Here is a 16,650-nt window from a genome sequence, read left to right as displayed (position 1 = left end):
CAGTTTCCAAGTAATGGGTCGATGATTTCAAAGTTGTGCCTAGTGCGATCGCATTACTTCATCTAGAGCGTTTAACGAAGCGTTTAACAATTAATTTTGAAGTGTTTAACTGGCTGAGCGATCGCAGTTTAATTTAATGACTTTAATTCCATCGAATACTGGCAAATGCTAACAGTGCACCACTGGTTTATAGGGTCAATTTTCCTAGTTTAAGTTGTTTATTAGTTTTACAAATTTTGATGAAACATTCATGAAACTTTGATGAGGGAAGTCTCATGAAAGTTTAGGAACAATCTCCTAGAAACTGAGTCTGCTACCAGCGAGGGTAAGTAAGGCTAGAGCCGCGATCGCAGCTACCCATTTCGCAGCCGGTAGCCCATGCCGCGCACAGTTTCGATCAGGCTGCTGCCCAGTTTTTTTCGCAAATAGCCTACATACACATCCACAATATTAGAGCCGGGGTCGTAGTCATAGCCCCACACCCGATCGAGCAACTGCTCTCGGCTCAACACCCGCCCCGGATACCGAAAAAACATTTCTGCCAAAATAAACTCGCGAGAGGGCAACTCAACCCACACATCGCCAACCTTTGCCTGCCGGGTTCGCAAATCTAGCTGAATATCTCCCGCTTGCAACACTGTTTCTTCTTGCACAGAGGCACTGAGATGATCGCGCAACCGAGCCTTAATTCGCACCAACAGTTCCTCAAACCGAAATGGCTTGGTGAGGTAATCATCGGCTCCTCCCTCAAACCCAGCCACTTTGTATTGAATATCGTCGCGGGCAGTCAAAATAATGATGGGGAGGCGCTCTCCTTGCCCGCGCAAGTGTTCTAGCACCTCTAGCCCATCTTTTCCAGGCAGCCCTAAATCTAAGATCATCAGGTCAAAATTGCCCCCTAGCGCCAGGTCTAGGGCGGTATCTGCATCCTCTGCGATCGCGGCGGTGAAACCATTGGCTTTCAACCCTTTTTCAATAAATCCAGAGATGCGGGGTTCGTCTTCAGCGATCAAAATATGGGGCATGGTCACGGTCTCCTAGCTAGGGTGCTGGGCAAAGGGCGAATCGGCAAAATTAGCGTGAAGGTTGATCCTCGGGCAACGTGGGAGTGCAGCGCAATGGTGCCATGATGGGCTTCTGCGATCGCCCGGACAATCGACAGCCCTAACCCAGCCCCATCTGATTTGCGACGAGTTTTAGCCGCACGAGCAAACCGCTCAAAAATGCGAACTTGATCGTTAGGAGCAATGCCTTCTCCGCGATCGCGCACCCACAGCCGCAAATGGGTTCTATCCATCGCCGACCCGATCGCAATGATCTGACCCACCGCCGTATGCTGAACCGCGTTTTGCGCCAGGTTGATCACCGCTTCAGTGATGCGCTGACGATCCAAGATCACCGAGCCAAGTGCCGCTGCATCGAGGTGCCAGGTGCGATCGCCCAGCGCTTTTACCTTGGCCAACAACTCTTCTGTAAATGCCGCTATGTCCACAATTTCAGGTCGCAAAAAATCGGGTCGTTCTGATTTTGCTAACATCATCAAATCGTCTACCATTCGTGCCATGCGATCGAGTTCATCCATCACCAGCACCAAGGTTTCTTGCCGATCGGCGGGGTCGTCTCCCATCACTTCCAGGTTTCCCTGAATAATCGTGATCGGGGTGCGTAATTCGTGCCCTGCATCGTTGATAAACATGCGCTGGGTGGCAAAAGACTCCTCGACTCGATCCATCATTTCATTAAACGTTTTGGCGAGGTCAGCAATCTCACCGTCTCCCACCACCGGAATGCGTGCCGTCAGATCTGATTCGCTGATCTGGTGTGCCGTTTTCACCAATCCGCGCAGGGGAGCCAACACTCGCCCCGACACCCACCACGCTGCCAGCAGCACCAGCACCAGCGCCAGCCCAATCACTTCCATCACCACGATCAGCGCTTCTAGTGCCTCTTTCCGTTCGCCTTCAGCCGTGTGAGCAACAACTAGCATACCGACCGTCTTACCATCGACTTCAATTGGTTCTGCAATATAAAGAACGCCCTGGATCGTGGAGTCAGAAATTTCTGGCTCTGTTTGCGGCAGTTGCGTCATAGATTGCCATCGCAGCATCAGAGGCTTGCCGGGTTGCAGTTTATCGGGCAGCGCTCTGGGGCTAGATTTATAATATTTTTGATCGACAATTCCAATCAAAAACGTGTCGTCTTCTGGCACTCGTCGTGCAAAAAAGACCTCAAACACGCCTTCAACTTCTCTAGGAGTTTGGGGGCGGAGGGTAAAGTCTGGTCTGCCGTCTTCTCGCATTCGCCTGATGGTGACGCGATCGCTGGGGGTCAACTGACCTGCCATTAATGCCTGAAAATCTTTGACTTCCTCAAATAAATCTTTACGGACTCGCTCATTGACTTTGGCAAAGATGAAATAGCGCATTAACGGCAGCGCGATCGCGACAAACCCCAAAAACAGCAGGAGATACCAGAGCAAGATTTGAGTGCGGGCTTCTCCAAAGAAACGTTTCAACCTCTGTGGGGGTTTGGTTAAAGGGCTAGATTTGGAGGAGGTAGCTGCCATTACATACCAAAAGAATGACGAAGTGAGAGGTTTCTTAGGATCTACAAAATGATCTACAAAAATCTTCGGAATGTTTCAACAGGTGTGCCGATCTCTAATGGTTTGCGGATGGCGTTGTTGTCCTGCCTACCATTGGTTCGTGGGCGACTGAATGCGATGAGCGATCCTGTTTCAAACATTCTCTTAGGATCATATCTATTAAGAAATCCAAATATCGGGGTAATACGGCTATTTAGTACTTATATTTGGTATAGGCCAACACTAATAGCGATCGTAAAGTCTGACCAGCGTTGTCCTCATTAAAGCATCTACTCTTCTAAGATGTTTTCGTTTTTTGCGTGATTTGCCAGAAGGTATTAAGACCAGTCAATAAATGGTCAGCTTCAGGCATCACTGCGATCGATTGAGTTAGAAAGGTTAATGATTTTAGCTTTATGGGATCTTCTTTGCGATCGCATAAAGCATAAGTGATTTTTTGCTCCAGGTAATGTCTATTTGAACCCATGTCTATTTGAACCCGTGCTTGATTTGTTATCAGATGGTTTCAGGTATCTTTTGTGCTCACTCATTTTTTTAGAGGCTCAACGTATCTAGCTAAACAATCCTAAATAGCTCAATAAAGACAAACATATCGCGATAAGGAGAACAGGATGTCATGTCTTATGATCCCCTGGTTGAGTATGACGAATCAACTGATCCCTACTACGCAACCCGCCAGTTTTTAGATCCCCAGTACCGTTACCTCCCTACCGAAGAGGTTGAATCTCTCCTCATTGAAACCTTCCCCGACCTGTCTCCAGAGGAAGCCGAAAGCTTCTTTCGCAACATTGGGCGTTCCCTCGGTAAGGTTGGTCGTGAGATCGGTCGTCGTGCACCGGGAATTGTTTCTGGTGCCGTCACCGGGGCAACCACAGGAGCCGCCCTAGGACCGTTTGGCGCGCTTGGAGGCGCGATCGCAGGGGGCACGCTTGGAGGGGTCACCTATCGCCCCCAACCGGGAACCTCAGCGACCAATATTGCTCGGCAGGTCGGGGGGCAAGCCTTGGGCGCACTGGGGCGTCGCGGCGGAACTGCTGGATTAATTGGGCAGGTCGGGCAGACTGCCATGGGCGCACTGAGCCGTGGGCAACACGGAGCTAGGGGTCAGTTGGCGGCGTTGCTAGCCCAGCCCCAAACCCAGCAGGCGGTGCTCAATGCCTTAGCCGGTAATGCCGGATCTCGAAGCGTCCGGGTGGGCAACCAATCCCTGCCCATCCAATCTATCTTGGCTGCCCTCGGCACATTAGCCACGCGCGTCGCTGAGGAATACGAGATGGTAGGCGAAAGGATCGATACCCTATCGAGTGAATCGGTCTTTGATCCTGCCAATCCCGATGAGCAGTCTAGCTATATTCTGGAAACCCTTTACCAGGCTAACGAATCTCTCTTCATTGAAGATGACGAAGCCTTTTATGACGACGAAACCTTTGATGACGAAACCTTTGATGATGAAGATGACGAACGCTACAACGACTACGACGAAGTTGTTGAGTTTGATGAGTCGTTCTACGAAATGCTAGACGACTTCGAGTATGCCGAAGCTTAGAAGCGATCGCTACCGTCACCGCCGAGGAGGGCTGCATGAGTGATATGAACCAGATCCTGATGAATATGTTGTTGTCTGGGCAGGGGGGGCAGGCAAACCTTGAAGAGATGCTCAACGATAACAGTGATCTTGACCCCATGGCGCGCATGGTGCTTTCTCAAGCTCTTTCCACCAGCAACGCTCAGAAAGACGAGGATCACGAGATCGATCTAGACGATGACGACGAGGCACCGTCGCGCCGCCGTCGGGCGATTAAACGCCTGCGATCGCGGTTCACAGCGATGCAACAACAGATTGAACTCCTGCAACAGCAGATCGAGGAACTGGAAACTCACAACGACGAACTAGCTGCCGCGCTCGGTGCTTGCTATCTGTGCTGGGGGCAAGATTCGCACTGCCCAGAGTGCCATGGCAAGGGTAAGCCTGGGACTATGGCGCTGGATTGGGCGTTGTTTGAAGAATGGGTGCTTCCTGCTGTGCGAGCAGCGCGGGAACTCAAACGACAGCACCTAGAGCGGCAAGCCACTGTTACTCAACCGAAAACAAGGGAGGAACCCCAACATGTTGGATGAAATGCTTGAAACCTATGATGAGTACGATGAGAGCGATTTTGAATCTGATTTTGAAGACCTAGAGTTTGATGAATCCCGCCGTCGTCGCCGCCGTCGTCGTCCCCGCCGTCAGGGTGTACGCACGTCTGGTGCGGCGTGGCGGCGTCAACCAGCACCGAGCCAAGGAGGAGGGCGGACGGCGGCTCAACTCAAGCGCGAAGCTGAAGCCGCCCGTGCCCGTGATAAGCAGTTAGCGCGGGAAGTCAGCACTGCTAAAGAAGACCTTGGCGATGTTGATACTCGGCTTAAAAAGGTGAATGCCGACCTAGCGAGTTTGCGCCAGATCTCGCTCATTTCGATGTTGCTGCCGCGATCGCTCGATATCCAACGCCAAAATTTGACCCTTACTTCACAAGGGGAATCTAGCCCACGGCTCGAACCCACCACTGCCCCCGTAGGTCCGGGCGTCGTCAGCACGGTTTCTGGCGTCAGTTCAAAACTCGATATTCTGCCCCTCGTACTGTTCATGTCGATGGGGCGCAACATTGGCAAGCCAGGACGGGCGGGCGGCGGCATGGGTGACAACATGCCCATTGTCCTCTTACTGTTAATGCAGCAACAGCAACAACAAACGGGCACCCCTGGGCAATCCTCTTCGGGCGGACTCGATCCGACAATGCTAATTCTGGTGATGATGATGATGTCTAACGGCGGGCTTTAACCCAGCAATAGGCAATGCCAACGACAGCGAATCAGCGAATTAGAGCGTTTATCGTTGGCAGACTGCTTGCCGAACAGGTCGGACTGAAGTCTTCACAAGCGACCCAATGGGGTATTGTGCTGACGCTCCTGGGTGGGTCGCCAGCCAGCATCCTGTTGGTGGCTGAGCTAGCACGTTTTGATGCAATGCAGTTATCAGCCGAGCAACCTGATCCCCAAGCTCAGCTTATAGACAAGGTTCAGCAGGCAGTCCAACAGGCTCAGGAGACCGCCGCCGCCGCGATCCGTGCGACAGCCCAGATTGACCAGATCGGGGACAGGGTTGAAAGGCTCAACGATCGGATCGTGAAGCTTGAAGCTGGGGTCAGTGAGCTAGTCGGTTCACAAAACACCTCTGACAAGATTTTGGCGACCCTGCGCGACATTCAAGACTCTATAAATTCCTCTGGAAGCGGCATTCCACCTAGGCGTAGGCGCAGGGGAGCCAGATACCTGTTGTGGCTCCGACATCATCTATTCAGGCTGTTGTCTCGACGGTTTATGAAAAACTGATGCCGGTGGCGTCTGCCTCAATAGCCGATTAAACGCACCTGCAATATTGATTAGCCTCAATCCTACTGTTGGGGAAAAGTAGCCATGGAACCTGCTCTCTGGGAGCTAGCCGAGGGCGATGCCAACGAAGAAGTCGGCACTATTATCCGGCTCCATCGACCCGATATGATCCCGCCTAACGTCCATGTTGTCGCGCGGTTTGGCAACATCGTTACGGGCAGGCTGCAACGCGGTGCGATCGTAGAGATCCGCAATCATGAGACCGTCGCCAGTATGAAAGCACCCGACCTGTTGACCCCAGGCGACGAGGTGCCGATCGACGACGAAAGCCAATCCTTGCCTGAACTTGAAAGTGACAACCGCCGCCCCCGCAGAAATGTAGGCATCACAGGCAAAAACGTGGTGGTGGGGGTCGTAGATTGGGGCTGCGACTTTACTCACCCTAACTTTCGCCATCACGACGGGACAACGCGGCTCCTGGCATTATGGGATCAAAGCGCCCCCTACCAGGCTGCCCGCCCCAATCGTTATGGCTATGGGGTGATTCACAGCGCCCAAGAGATTAACCATGCCCTAGCCTCAGTAGATCCACTGGCAACATTGGGCTACTTTTTCTCTCAGTCTGACCCTACAGGAAGCGGCACCCACGGCACTCACGTCCTTGATATTGCGGCGGGCAATGGCAGCGTTGGCGACCCGGTGGGCGTTGCGCCAGAGGCTGATCTGGTTTTTGTCCATCTATACCATCGGGCGTTTCCTGCCCAAGTCAATTTAGGGGATTCTGTGGCAGTCTTAGAAGCCGCTGACTTCATCTTGGCGACGGCTCAAGAGCGCCCCGTGGTGATGAATTTCAGCATGGGGCGGCAAATGGGACCCCATGACGGTTCGACCTTAGTGGAACAGGGCTTCGATGCCATTGTGAGCGCTAAGCCCGGTTGCGCCATCATCCAGAGCACGGGCAACTATTACGATCGCATGGCGCACAGTGCAGGGCGCGTCTTGCCAGGGCAGGTGCTAACCATTCCATTTGTGGTCAGCGAAGCAGATGTGACCCCCAATGAAATGGAGATTTGGTACTCTGGGCGGGATGTTTTAGAGATTGCGGTGCTGACGCCTAACGGGCTGATGTCTAAGCGAACTGGGTTAGACGATCAGGCGACCATCCAGGTGAACCATCAGGTGGTGTGCAAAGTTTATCACCGAGCGCGAGAACCCAATAACCTAGACAACAACTGCCACATTTACATCGAGCAGGGCGCACCCGCAGGACGGTGGGAAGTCAGTTTAACCGGGGTTGATGTTGTGGATGGGCGCTTTAACATTTGGATCGAGCGAGATGCCACTTGTCGCGATTGCCAGTCCCAGTTTTCAAGCTCATACGCAGTGCCATTAAATACCACGGGCACGATATGTAATGGTCTGCGTACCATTGCCGTGGGTGCCTATAATGCCCACGATCCGGCACGACGAATGGGGCGATTCAGCAGTTCTGGACCAACGCGAGATCAGCGCCCCAAACCCGAGTTGGTTGCACCTGGGGTAGCGGTTCAGGCGGCTCGTTCTAGGTCGCGGGATGCCAACGTATCCCAACGGTTTTTAGTGCGAAAATCTGGCACGAGTATGGCGGCTCCCCATGTGGCGGGGACGGTGGCTTTGATGTTTGATCTGGCTAACCGATGCAATCAGACCCTAGCCATTAACGACACGCGCAATCTGCTGTTGAGTAGCACGACCCCGGTAGATGCCGAGGAAAATGAAATCTACCGCATCGGCAGCGGCAGATTAACCATAGACGCCGCGCTTGATGCTACCCGCCACTTTTTGAAGCAATCCCTTGCTGCACCTGTGCCGAGCGCACCTTCTAACCCATCTTATATTCCAGGGAGAACTGATATGCAAACGAACCTGCATGAAACCGCCGTGGGCGAAGCGACATTAGACTCTGAATGGTTGGAGACAGTGGAGAGTGCGATCGCGTCTCAATTGCCCGTTCACACCCATTTGCACCAAGTCCTTCAACGTTCTGGTCTGCCGAGTGTCGGTTCGCTGCGCGATTTGTTTATGAGCTTTGCCCGTCCGACGGCGGTTGCTCAGCCGCCGTTATCCGGTGGGTTGGATGCGATCGCAGGTCCTGGTAGCGTCCTCACGGGCAGCCTGCGCCCTGGCGACGTGTTGCTGCGGCACATTCCTGGCGAAGGATATATCCATGTGGCGTTTATCGGCTCTGAGAATCTGCTCCAGCCTGAACAAGCGATCGCCCAAGGGTGGACGCTAGAAGCAGCGCGCCCTGGCTATTACGGCATTGTCGTCGAAGCCGGAGCCTGCCCCCATCGCGCCGCTCAACGCTATGCCCGCCGCATCCTGAATGCGCGCCGTGTGGTGCCATCAAATCAGCTAATTCTGCGGGTGCGCCGTGCCCCAATAGGTGAACAGGTTGACCAGATGATTGGTGAACAGATTGGTGAACAGATTGGTGAACAGATTGGTGAGCATGTTCTGCCCGAAGAGCAGATTCTGCCCGAAGACATTGATGAATGGCTAGGACTTGAAGATGACAACGAAAGCGAATCGATGATCGACATCTTCGAGACCAATCCCCCCCCTCTAACCCCAACCAAACCGCCAATGGCTTTGCCGGTAGGCAGCCCAGCCCCCTTTGCGCCCCTACCCCCAGCGGGTAGCTACTGGCCTATTATCACCAACCACAGACAGGGGCGCACAGTCAGCTATACCGCCGATGATGGCAGCAATATTGGGCATCAGGGACGACGCTGGCTAGCAGATCGTTCTAACAGAACGCGCTATCACGCCGGGATTGATCTGTTTGCCAACTACGGCGACCCCGTAGTCGCGATCGAAGACGGTGAGATTATCAGCTTCTACCCCTTTTGCTGTGGCGAGAACAAGACCACAAATGCTCTGTTTGTTGCCCACTCTAACGTGGTTGTGAATTATGGCGAAGTTGCTCCTGACTCGCTGCGGCGCACTGGGTTAAGTCGTGGATCGCGGGTGCGGGCAGGGCAGATTATCGCCTATGTTGGGCGTAATCCCGGTGGCAGCACCATGATTCACTTTGAAGTCTACACTCCAGGAACGCGCAGGAATGCTCAGTGGTTGAAAGGTTCTCCCCGCCCATCGAACCTGCTCAACCCAACCCGCTACCTGCTGCACCTGCAAGAACATGGGCTGGTCGGCGCGGGGGCTGGAACTCCGGGTGCAATCCCAACACCAATCCCAACACCAATCCCAACACCAACCACTCCAGCAAGTACAACGATCAATCGCCGCAGCCCCGATTACATTCGATGGGTGCAAGCATCACTAAATCAGATCAATAATGCTGGATTAGCGGTAGATGGCATCAGCGGTTCGCGCACCCGCGCTGCCGTTCGCACCTTTCAGCGCCGCCGTGGGCTAACGGTAGATGGCATCGTTGGCACTCAGACCGAAGCGGCTCTGGTGGCGGCAGGAGCACCCTCGCCTCCTGGATCACCGGGTGGCGGAAGCCCCACCCCAACCCCCGTCACCCCAACGCCTGTAACCCCTGTTTCTCCTCCGGCAACTCCAGCAACCGATGTATCGCCTGCGTTTGTTGCCCTTGTGTCACCCATCACCTTCAGCAACGGCAGGGAGATTAATGATTTCTTTCAGCGCACCACCAGGGCTGACTTTGTGGACTGGTTTAATGCGCGGATCGGTGGGCAGGGAGATTGGCGCGGCAAGCGCATCGGGGCACGGGGCGACGCCGCAGCGGTGAAAGGGCGATTTACCCGCCTTTGGGATCGCATCCCTGACATGTTTGGTGTGCCCTCCATCAATTTGTTTCAGTTCTTAAGCTTGATGAGCATCATCATTAACGAAACCGGCGGTTCATTACTGCCGCTCAGTGAGCGGGTTGGGCGCACTGGGCATCCTGGCATTGCCTACGCCTTTGATCGAATTTCCGATGTCAAACGATCGTACAACACCAGTAGCAGCAATCGGACTGCCCTTGCCCTGTTCAACGATCGCGACTTTCTGGCGGCTCATGGGCACTTGCCGCTCAGCGATCGCATCCGCAATACGACCGATGCACGCTGGGGTGGCGACCAATACCCACAAAACGATTTTCCCACCTCTACCGATCCGGCAACGAGCGGCATTATTCTAGAAGCCGACTTTTTCAAATTCCGGGGGCGGGGCATCATTCAAACCACGTTTCGCGCTGCTTACAAGCATCTGATCGAGTACATACAGAATCATCCTATTGCCCATCCCGTGATTGCAGACTATCGGCGACGCTGGGCAGGGCAAGACTCGGAGCGCATTGCCACCGTGACGACGAATGCCGATTGGGATCGGCTCTTTCAAGAAACCGATCTGATTATTCCGGCGCTTGGGGTTCGTCTGCATAGCCGCCATAGCGGTAATTATCTCGCCCTGCCGCTGGATGCAACCATCTTAAATGGGACGGCACGAGGCTCGATTTACTTTGTTGGGCGGCGGGTCAGTGGTTCGGAGCGCTATGGACGCCTGTTTAAGCGGCGCGTGGTGCAGATGCTCAATGCCCTTGGCAACGGTACCACCCCAACCCCACCTCCTAGGGAAGAGGATGAGACGTTGGCGGTGGAGTCTGAAGCAGTTGAGCAATTCGACGATGAAACGATGCCCGATGCGGAAGAACAGATCATCGAGTCTTTGGAAGCGGAAGAGAGCCGCGATCGCACTGAAGCACGCGAGCTAGACGATCCTCTGCTCATCGCTTTGACAGAGAGAATTATGGCTGAGGAGGAGTTGCTCTCCGGAGAGCAAGCGCGGCGGCGGCGGTGGACAAAATGTTTCTCGGCAGCAGATATTGCCAGAGTCCGACAGGTCTATGAAGATAATGCAGTGGCTGCCAGTGCCAACAGTGTCGATCGCTGTAGCTGTATTGTCATGCTGAACGTCGCCCTTGGGCAACTCTTGCCCCTGCGTCTAAAGCAAAATCGTGCACGGGGGGCAAGCCGCCGCCGCGTCCAGATGGCGAACCTGACGACCCAGACCATTGAAAAGGCGATGGAGCAACTCCGCAAAGCGGGTTTTACCGTTGCCCCGACGGAGATCAATTTCTACGACCGCCGCGATCGTACAGCCGGAACGCTTAAACCTGAACGGCTGAAGGTCAGCGTCCAAGATGCAGTGCTGGCAGCATCTCAGACGGAGGGATGCTGGTTTGCGTTTGCCCTATCGATTCTGGACGGATACCACAGTGTGCTTTTGCTGGTAGATCACACCACTGCTGATGCTAAGATTTACTGGCTCGACCAGTTTTCGGGTGGGCTTGACGATGACGTTACAACCAGCCTCGATCAACGACTGACCGAAAAGACGCAGAGTTGGTGGCAGGCAGTGATGGACAGCAAAGGCGTAGGCTATAACACGACGATCCGCCTCTGGTCACTCAGGAAGCCTCGGTAGAAAAATTGGTAGAGATTCCGTTATGCGAGGTGCATTTAAAATACAGGAAGCCCAAATACAGTAGACGGCTTGCAAACGTGGAGTGACACCGGATGAAGGATCGGATGGAACGGATTGAATGAATAAAACGTCAGATCAAACTCTTCTCATCCGCTACCTCTGCTATCTGATCTGTTGCCCATAAATTGATGCAAGCAGTCTAATTCCTCTCAAGTTTGAACACTGAATGACGATCATCCGAGACGTTCGTAATCGATTCAAAAATTTTCGGCGGCGGCGGGCAACGCGCGCTGAGCTTCAGCAGATTGTGTCTGACTTGTTAGCCGAATCTTGCATAGATGTCAGCTACTTGGTTTTGATTGTGGGGTCTTGCGCGATCGCCACGTTTGGTTTGCTGAGCAATAGCGCGGCAGTCATCATCGGGGCGATGATTGTGGCTCCGTTGATGCTACCCATTCGTGGGCTTGCTTTGGGGGCATTGGTTGGTCGGGTGGCTCTGTTTCGAGAAGGTGCAATTTCAGTCTTGATCGGAACGCTGCTGTCGGTTGCAATTTCCTACAGTTTGGGACTCTTGGTTGGGCTGCCCAGCTACGGTAGCGAAGTTTGGGCGCGCTCTGAACCAAACCTGCTCGATTTAGGAATTGCGGTTGCCGCTGGCGGCATTAGCGGCTATGCCAAAATTAAGCCGAAGATTGCAGGCAGTTTGGCAGGAACTGCGATCGCAGTGGCACTGATGCCTCCTATTTGTGTGGTTGGGCTGGGTTTGGCGCAACTGAATGGGTCGCTGAGTTTGGGTGCAGGTCTGCTTTACCTCACCAATTTGTTGGGTATTACGTTGTCGTGTATGCTGACGTTTCTAATTGCTGGCTACATCCCTGTGCGTCGTGCCCGCAAAGCCCTAACCTGGACAGCAGTACTAACGTTGCTGCTACTCATCCCGCTAGGCATTAGTTTTGCTCGGTTAGTTCGCCAAGCGCAACTGCGAATCAGCATTGAGCAGGCACTACTCAATCGCACGGTGACATTTCAGCAATTAGAACTGTTACGCAGCGAGGTTAACTGGCTTTCTAACCCTCCTGAAGTGTACCTCAATGTGCGTGCTAAAGAAGTCGTCACCCCGCGCCAAGTGGAGTTGCTAGAAGAGTTCATCAGTCGCGAAATGGAGCAGCCATTTACGCTAGTTTTTCAGGTGGGGCAAGTTGAAGAAGTTCGCCGTGTCGTACCCTCCATTCCGCCACGCTAATCTTATAGCACCCCCTTTCACCCCATCGTTTCCCTGTGTTACCCAAGCCATTGCCCCTCAGCATCAGTCTGTTGTCCCTTGCATTTCTTCCACTTCAAACAAACTGATCAGCACCCCTGCGATCGGAATGGAGAGAAACACGCCAACGAGTCCTGCAACTCTAGCACCAATCAGCAATGCAAAAAACATCACCACCGGATTCATGTTGATCGAGCCTTGCATAATCCGTGGCATTAGCAAATTTTCTTCAACCTGCTGAAGCAGCACACAGCCAATTAAAACTTTTAAACTTACTAAAATTCCTTGAGGCAAGACAATCAGCGAGATTAAGCTAATGCCAAGGGTTGCACCTATACCAGGAATCAGATCAAACACACCTGCGATCGCGGCTAATCCTAACGCATAGGGAATACCCAACACAATAAAAACAATAAACGTTGAAACCGCAAAGAAAACGGATAGCAAAAAGCGTCCCCAGAAAAAGCCAAGAAAATTTTCACGAACGGCAGTGGTGACTTGAGTGCGAACCCGCCTTGGGAAGATCTTGAGAACTAGATTCCACAAGCGTTTACCATCTAGCAACATAAAAAACGCAACGACAGCAATGAGCACCAGATCCAATAAGCTAAAGAGCAAACTCTGGAGCGTTGTAAACCCAAACCCTAACGTGTTGAGTGCTTGGTCACGAAGCTGCGCCTCAATTTCACTAAAGTCAACGCTAAAGTTCCATCGCTGCAACAGGTTTTGTAGACTGTCTAGTAACGCGATCGCGGAGGTGAGCAACTGCGGAGCTTGGTTCACAAGTTGTTGCGCTTGGGAGACGGCGGCAATACCCAAGGTTGCCAGAATGCCACCCACGACGAGTAAACTTAGCAAAAATACTAGCGTGACCGCGAGTCCCCGCGGCATGATGCGCGATGCCCAACGTACCGGAAAATTTAGCAGAAATGCAAAAATTGCGGCAAAGACAAAAATAATAATAACACTTTCAAAATATGCCAATACTTGTACGATCGCCCACGCTAGCGCAAACAACAACAAGTAGCGAACGAGCTTTGCGTTGTGGAGTTGATCCCAAAAATTTTTAGTTGGCTCATTCATAGTATTTTTGCGGGTTTTCCTCCAATATCTGTCGCTGACAATATATATATTGATATATATTGTGGCAGTTTTGCAGATCTGCGTATCGATAGCCTCTATCTGCGGAGATGTCGGAGTTAGGCAGCCAGTGCTGCTGAGTTTGCCCCTAGAAAAACAGACCCTATTCCTGCTGTTCTTACCAAACCTGACCAAATTTTGAGATGCGATAGGTCTCAACTTAGGTTGAACCTGCTGTCATTTTTGAGTCACTTTTAGTTTCGATGCTGAAGCTAGACACCGGGTTGTTTCCCTGCTCATTTCGTTTAGATGAGGTCATGATGACGAATCTACTGATCACTTGGCTAGTTACAACCGTAACCTTTTTAATTATTTCTCGACTACCGATCGGGGTTGAGATTGATGGATTTGGCAAAGCAGCCCTTTCTGCGGCGGTATTTGGCGTTCTTAATGCTATTCTAAGACCCATTCTTGTTATCCTCGGTCTCCCGTTTATTATTATTACTTTTGGCTTATTTTTATTTGTTCTAAATGCCATTATCTTTGGAATTGCGGCTGCGATCGTAAATGGCTTCCGGCTGCGGTACGGCTTTTGGAGTGCGCTCCTTGGCTCACTTGCGCTGACAATTATTAATTCGCTCCTGTTATCCATTGTTCGATAATTTTGTTCGATAATTTTTCACCACTAACTTGATAAACTAAGGACTTTGATTCCTCCCGCGTTTCCAAGTTGTAAATCTTGAATTGAAAAGAATGAAAACATTTCTGCGACATCCAATCACTGCCTTGCTCGGTGTGGTGTTGAGCGCGATCGTAGTGGCTTGCCAACCCACCCAGCCGGTCGGATCTCAATCCCCAACTGCTTCTCCGTCCCCGGCAGTAACTACGCTTCCGGTGGCTTACCCCGATCGCGAACTAAGCGCTTCACCCGCGCAATTGCCGCCATTGCCTTACGCAGCGAACGCACTAAATCAAGCGATCGACGCACAAACGATGCAGATCCACCACGATCGCCATCACCAAACCTATGTTGATAACATCAACGATGCGCTAAAAGATCAGCCCAATGTGCAGAAACTGAGCGTGGAAGCCATGCTACGTGACCTCAACCAAGTGCCAGAAGCGATTCGTCAAACGGTGCGAAACAATGCGGGTGGGCACCTAAACCACACCATTTTTTGGCAAATCATGGCTCCCAATGGCGGTGGGCAACCGACCGGAGCGATCGCTCAGGAAATCAATCAAACCTTTGGTAGTTTTGAGGAGTTTCGCAAGCAGTTTAATGCCGCTGGCAGCGATCGCTTTGGCAGTGGGTGGGTGTGGCTGGTTCGCAATCCTCAAGGGCAGTTGCAAATCGTTTCTACTCCCAATCAAGACAACCCCATTAGCGATGGCAGCTACCCGATCATGGGAAATGATGTGTGGGAACACGCCTATTATTTGAGATACCAAAACCAACGCGCTCAATATCTCAACAACTGGTGGAACGTGGTTAATTGGGATGAAGTGAATCGTCGTACTCAAGCCTCGCAACCTCGCTAAATTGCCGGAGAACTGCCATGCGAAACCTGTTGATGCACAGCCCGATTGTCGTTGCGCTCTGTTGGATTCTTGCATTTTTACTGTTTACCCTGTTGCCATTGCTTGTTTTGTTGATTTATCCGCCCCCAGGAGAGCGGGGATTTTGGGTTGAATTTTCCGTTGCGTTAGGATTTATTGGGCTGGCATTAATGGCATTGCAGTTTGCGTTGACTGCGCGTATTAATCGTGTCGAGGCATCCTATGGCATTGATTTGATTTTGCAATTTCATCGCTATACATCATTCGTTGCATTCGCAATGGTGTTAGTGCATCCACTGGTTTTGTTTTGGGTACAGCCCGATACGATCCAGCTTTTAAACTTTCCCGAAGCCCCTTGGCGAGCGAGGTTGGCGGTTTTAGCAACGCTGGCATTTATCATGCTGATTGTCACTACGGTGTGGCGCAAACAATTGAAGATTCCCTACGAGCCGTGGCGCTTGTCGCATTCTATTCTGTCGGTTCTTGCGGTGGGATTGGGGCTGGGGCATGCGATCGGGGTGGGAAATTATTTAGGCTTGTTTTGGAAAGCGGTATTGTGGAGTGCGATCGCACTGGTGGCGCTCTGGCTGATTGTTTATGTCCGGTTGGTTAAGCCTTGGCTGATGACCAAAAAAACTTACCTGGTCGAAGAAGTGACGCCCGAACGGGGAGACGTTTGGACGTTGGCGCTCCGCCCGGTTGGGCATGAGGGTTTTCGCTTCCAGCCGGGTCAGTTTTCTTGGATTACGCTCAACATTACGCCGCTCAGTATGCGAGAACACCCGTTTTCGATGTCGTCGAGCGGGGAGCATTCTGAACGGTTAGAGTTTGGCATCAAGGCAGTGGGCGACTTTACCAGCAAGATTAAGGATTACAAGCCCGGAACAAAGGCGTATTTAGATGGTCCGTATGGGGTGTTTACGAGCGATCGCTACGAAGATTCTGCCGGATTTGTGCTGATCGCTGGAGGAATTGGGATCACGCCGTTGATGAGTATTTTGGTGACCGCCGCCGAACGGGGAGACGATCGCCCCTACCTGCTCATCTATTCCAGCAAAACGTGGGAAGACATTACCTACCGGGAAGCGCTAGATGACCTCAACGAACGGTTGGACTTGACGATCGTGCATGTGCTGAGAGAGCCTGCCGACGATTGGGACGGGGAGAAAGGCTACGTCGATCAGGATCTGCTGGCGCGCTACATTCCTGCCCGGCGCGGGACACGGCATTACTTTATCTGCGCGGTTCCAAAAATGATGGATCAAGTAGAGCGAGCGTTGCATGATCTAAAGGTGCCGGTCACAAACGTTCATATGGAACACTATGACCTCGCTTAACT

The 16,650-nt window shown here is 52.3% G+C and carries 12 protein-coding genes; 9 read left to right on the top strand and 3 right to left on the bottom strand.

Annotated features, from left to right (window positions below):
- Window positions 1-353: 353 nt before the first annotated feature.
- Together GS601_RS03895 and GS601_RS03890 are read right to left on the bottom strand one after the other, a co-directional pair.
- Window positions 354-1,025 (bottom strand): response regulator transcription factor, encoded by a 672-nt coding sequence (locus GS601_RS03895; protein ID WP_162421950.1) that lies wholly within the window; start codon window positions 1,023-1,025, stop codon window positions 354-356.
- Window positions 1,026-1,027: 2 nt separating this feature from the next.
- Complete coding sequence (locus GS601_RS03890) at window positions 1,028-2,515, bottom strand: sensor histidine kinase (RefSeq protein WP_238393039.1); 1,488 nt, start codon at window positions 2,513-2,515, stop codon at window positions 1,028-1,030.
- 706 nt (window positions 2,516-3,221) lie between these two features.
- Here GS601_RS03890 and GS601_RS03885 point away from each other — a divergent pair.
- The 6 genes from GS601_RS03885 (at window position 3,222) to GS601_RS03860 (ending at window position 12,653) form a co-directional block, all read left to right on the top strand.
- Window positions 3,222-4,151, top strand: coding sequence for a hypothetical protein (locus GS601_RS03885; RefSeq protein ID WP_162421948.1), 930 nt, complete (start codon window positions 3,222-3,224; stop codon window positions 4,149-4,151).
- 35 nt (window positions 4,152-4,186) lie between these two features.
- On the top strand, window positions 4,187-4,723 hold the full coding sequence (locus GS601_RS03880; protein ID WP_162421947.1) for a hypothetical protein: 537 nt from the start codon (window positions 4,187-4,189) through the stop codon (window positions 4,721-4,723).
- A complete protein-coding gene (locus GS601_RS03875) occupies window positions 4,713-5,423 on the top strand; it encodes a hypothetical protein (RefSeq protein WP_162421946.1) in 711 nt (236 codons plus the stop codon). Before GS601_RS03880 ends, GS601_RS03875 begins: the two co-directional genes overlap by 11 nt.
- 14 nt (window positions 5,424-5,437) lie before the next feature.
- Window positions 5,438-5,974, top strand: coding sequence for a hypothetical protein (locus tag GS601_RS03870; protein ID WP_162421945.1), 537 nt, complete (start codon window positions 5,438-5,440; stop codon window positions 5,972-5,974).
- A gap of 84 nt (window positions 5,975-6,058) precedes the next feature.
- The gene (locus tag GS601_RS03865; RefSeq protein ID WP_162421944.1) at window positions 6,059-11,410 is read left to right on the top strand and encodes a S8 family serine peptidase; all 5,352 of its coding nucleotides are present in this window, start codon (window positions 6,059-6,061) and stop codon (window positions 11,408-11,410) included.
- A gap of 226 nt (window positions 11,411-11,636) precedes the next feature.
- The gene (locus GS601_RS03860; protein ID WP_202924832.1) at window positions 11,637-12,653 is read left to right on the top strand and encodes a DUF389 domain-containing protein; all 1,017 of its coding nucleotides are present in this window, start codon (window positions 11,637-11,639) and stop codon (window positions 12,651-12,653) included.
- A 63-nt stretch (window positions 12,654-12,716) separates the two neighbouring features.
- On the opposite strand, the gene GS601_RS03855 is transcribed toward GS601_RS03860, so the two are convergent.
- The gene (locus GS601_RS03855) at window positions 12,717-13,754 is read right to left on the bottom strand and encodes an AI-2E family transporter (protein ID WP_162421943.1); all 1,038 of its coding nucleotides are present in this window, start codon (window positions 13,752-13,754) and stop codon (window positions 12,717-12,719) included.
- A gap of 314 nt (window positions 13,755-14,068) precedes the next feature.
- Between GS601_RS03855 and GS601_RS03850 the strand changes: the two genes are divergently transcribed.
- The 3 genes from GS601_RS03850 (at window position 14,069) to GS601_RS03840 (ending at window position 16,648) form a co-directional block, all read left to right on the top strand.
- Window positions 14,069-14,413: a phage holin family protein gene (locus GS601_RS03850; protein WP_238393036.1), complete on the top strand. Its 345-nt coding sequence runs from the start codon at window positions 14,069-14,071 to the stop codon at window positions 14,411-14,413.
- Window positions 14,414-14,504: 91 nt separating this feature from the next.
- A complete protein-coding gene (locus GS601_RS03845) occupies window positions 14,505-15,293 on the top strand; it encodes a superoxide dismutase (RefSeq protein WP_162421941.1) in 789 nt (262 codons plus the stop codon).
- 17 nt (window positions 15,294-15,310) lie between these two features.
- Window positions 15,311-16,648: a ferredoxin reductase family protein gene (locus GS601_RS03840; protein WP_202924831.1), complete on the top strand. Its 1,338-nt coding sequence runs from the start codon at window positions 15,311-15,313 to the stop codon at window positions 16,646-16,648.
- Window positions 16,649-16,650 lie beyond the last annotated feature (2 nt).

This window comes from Myxacorys almedinensis A (assembly GCF_010091945.1).
GTDB lineage: Bacteria > Cyanobacteriota > Cyanobacteriia > Leptolyngbyales > Leptolyngbyaceae > Myxacorys > Myxacorys almedinensis.
This window is presented reverse-complemented; position numbering and strand designations above follow the sequence as displayed.

Excerpts from the sequence above, each read along its gene's own strand:
- GS601_RS03895 (WP_162421950.1), bottom strand. The coding sequence starts at position 1,025 with ATGCCCCATATTTTGATCGCTGAAGACGAACCCCGCATCTCTGGATTT.
- GS601_RS03885 (WP_162421948.1), top strand. The coding sequence starts at position 3,222 with ATGTCTTATGATCCCCTGGTTGAGTATGACGAATCAACTGATCCCTAC.
- GS601_RS03880 (WP_162421947.1), top strand. The coding sequence starts at position 4,187 with ATGAGTGATATGAACCAGATCCTGATGAATATGTTGTTGTCTGGGCAG.
- GS601_RS03875 (WP_162421946.1), top strand. The coding sequence starts at position 4,713 with ATGTTGGATGAAATGCTTGAAACCTATGATGAGTACGATGAGAGCGAT.
- GS601_RS03870 (WP_162421945.1), top strand. The coding sequence starts at position 5,438 with ATGCCAACGACAGCGAATCAGCGAATTAGAGCGTTTATCGTTGGCAGA.
- GS601_RS03865 (WP_162421944.1), top strand. The coding sequence starts at position 6,059 with ATGGAACCTGCTCTCTGGGAGCTAGCCGAGGGCGATGCCAACGAAGAA.
- GS601_RS03860 (WP_202924832.1), top strand. The coding sequence starts at position 11,637 with ATGACGATCATCCGAGACGTTCGTAATCGATTCAAAAATTTTCGGCGG.
- GS601_RS03855 (WP_162421943.1), bottom strand. The coding sequence starts at position 13,754 with ATGAATGAGCCAACTAAAAATTTTTGGGATCAACTCCACAACGCAAAG.
- GS601_RS03850 (WP_238393036.1), top strand. The coding sequence starts at position 14,069 with ATGATGACGAATCTACTGATCACTTGGCTAGTTACAACCGTAACCTTT.
- GS601_RS03845 (WP_162421941.1), top strand. The coding sequence starts at position 14,505 with ATGAAAACATTTCTGCGACATCCAATCACTGCCTTGCTCGGTGTGGTG.
- GS601_RS03840 (WP_202924831.1), top strand. The coding sequence starts at position 15,311 with ATGCGAAACCTGTTGATGCACAGCCCGATTGTCGTTGCGCTCTGTTGG.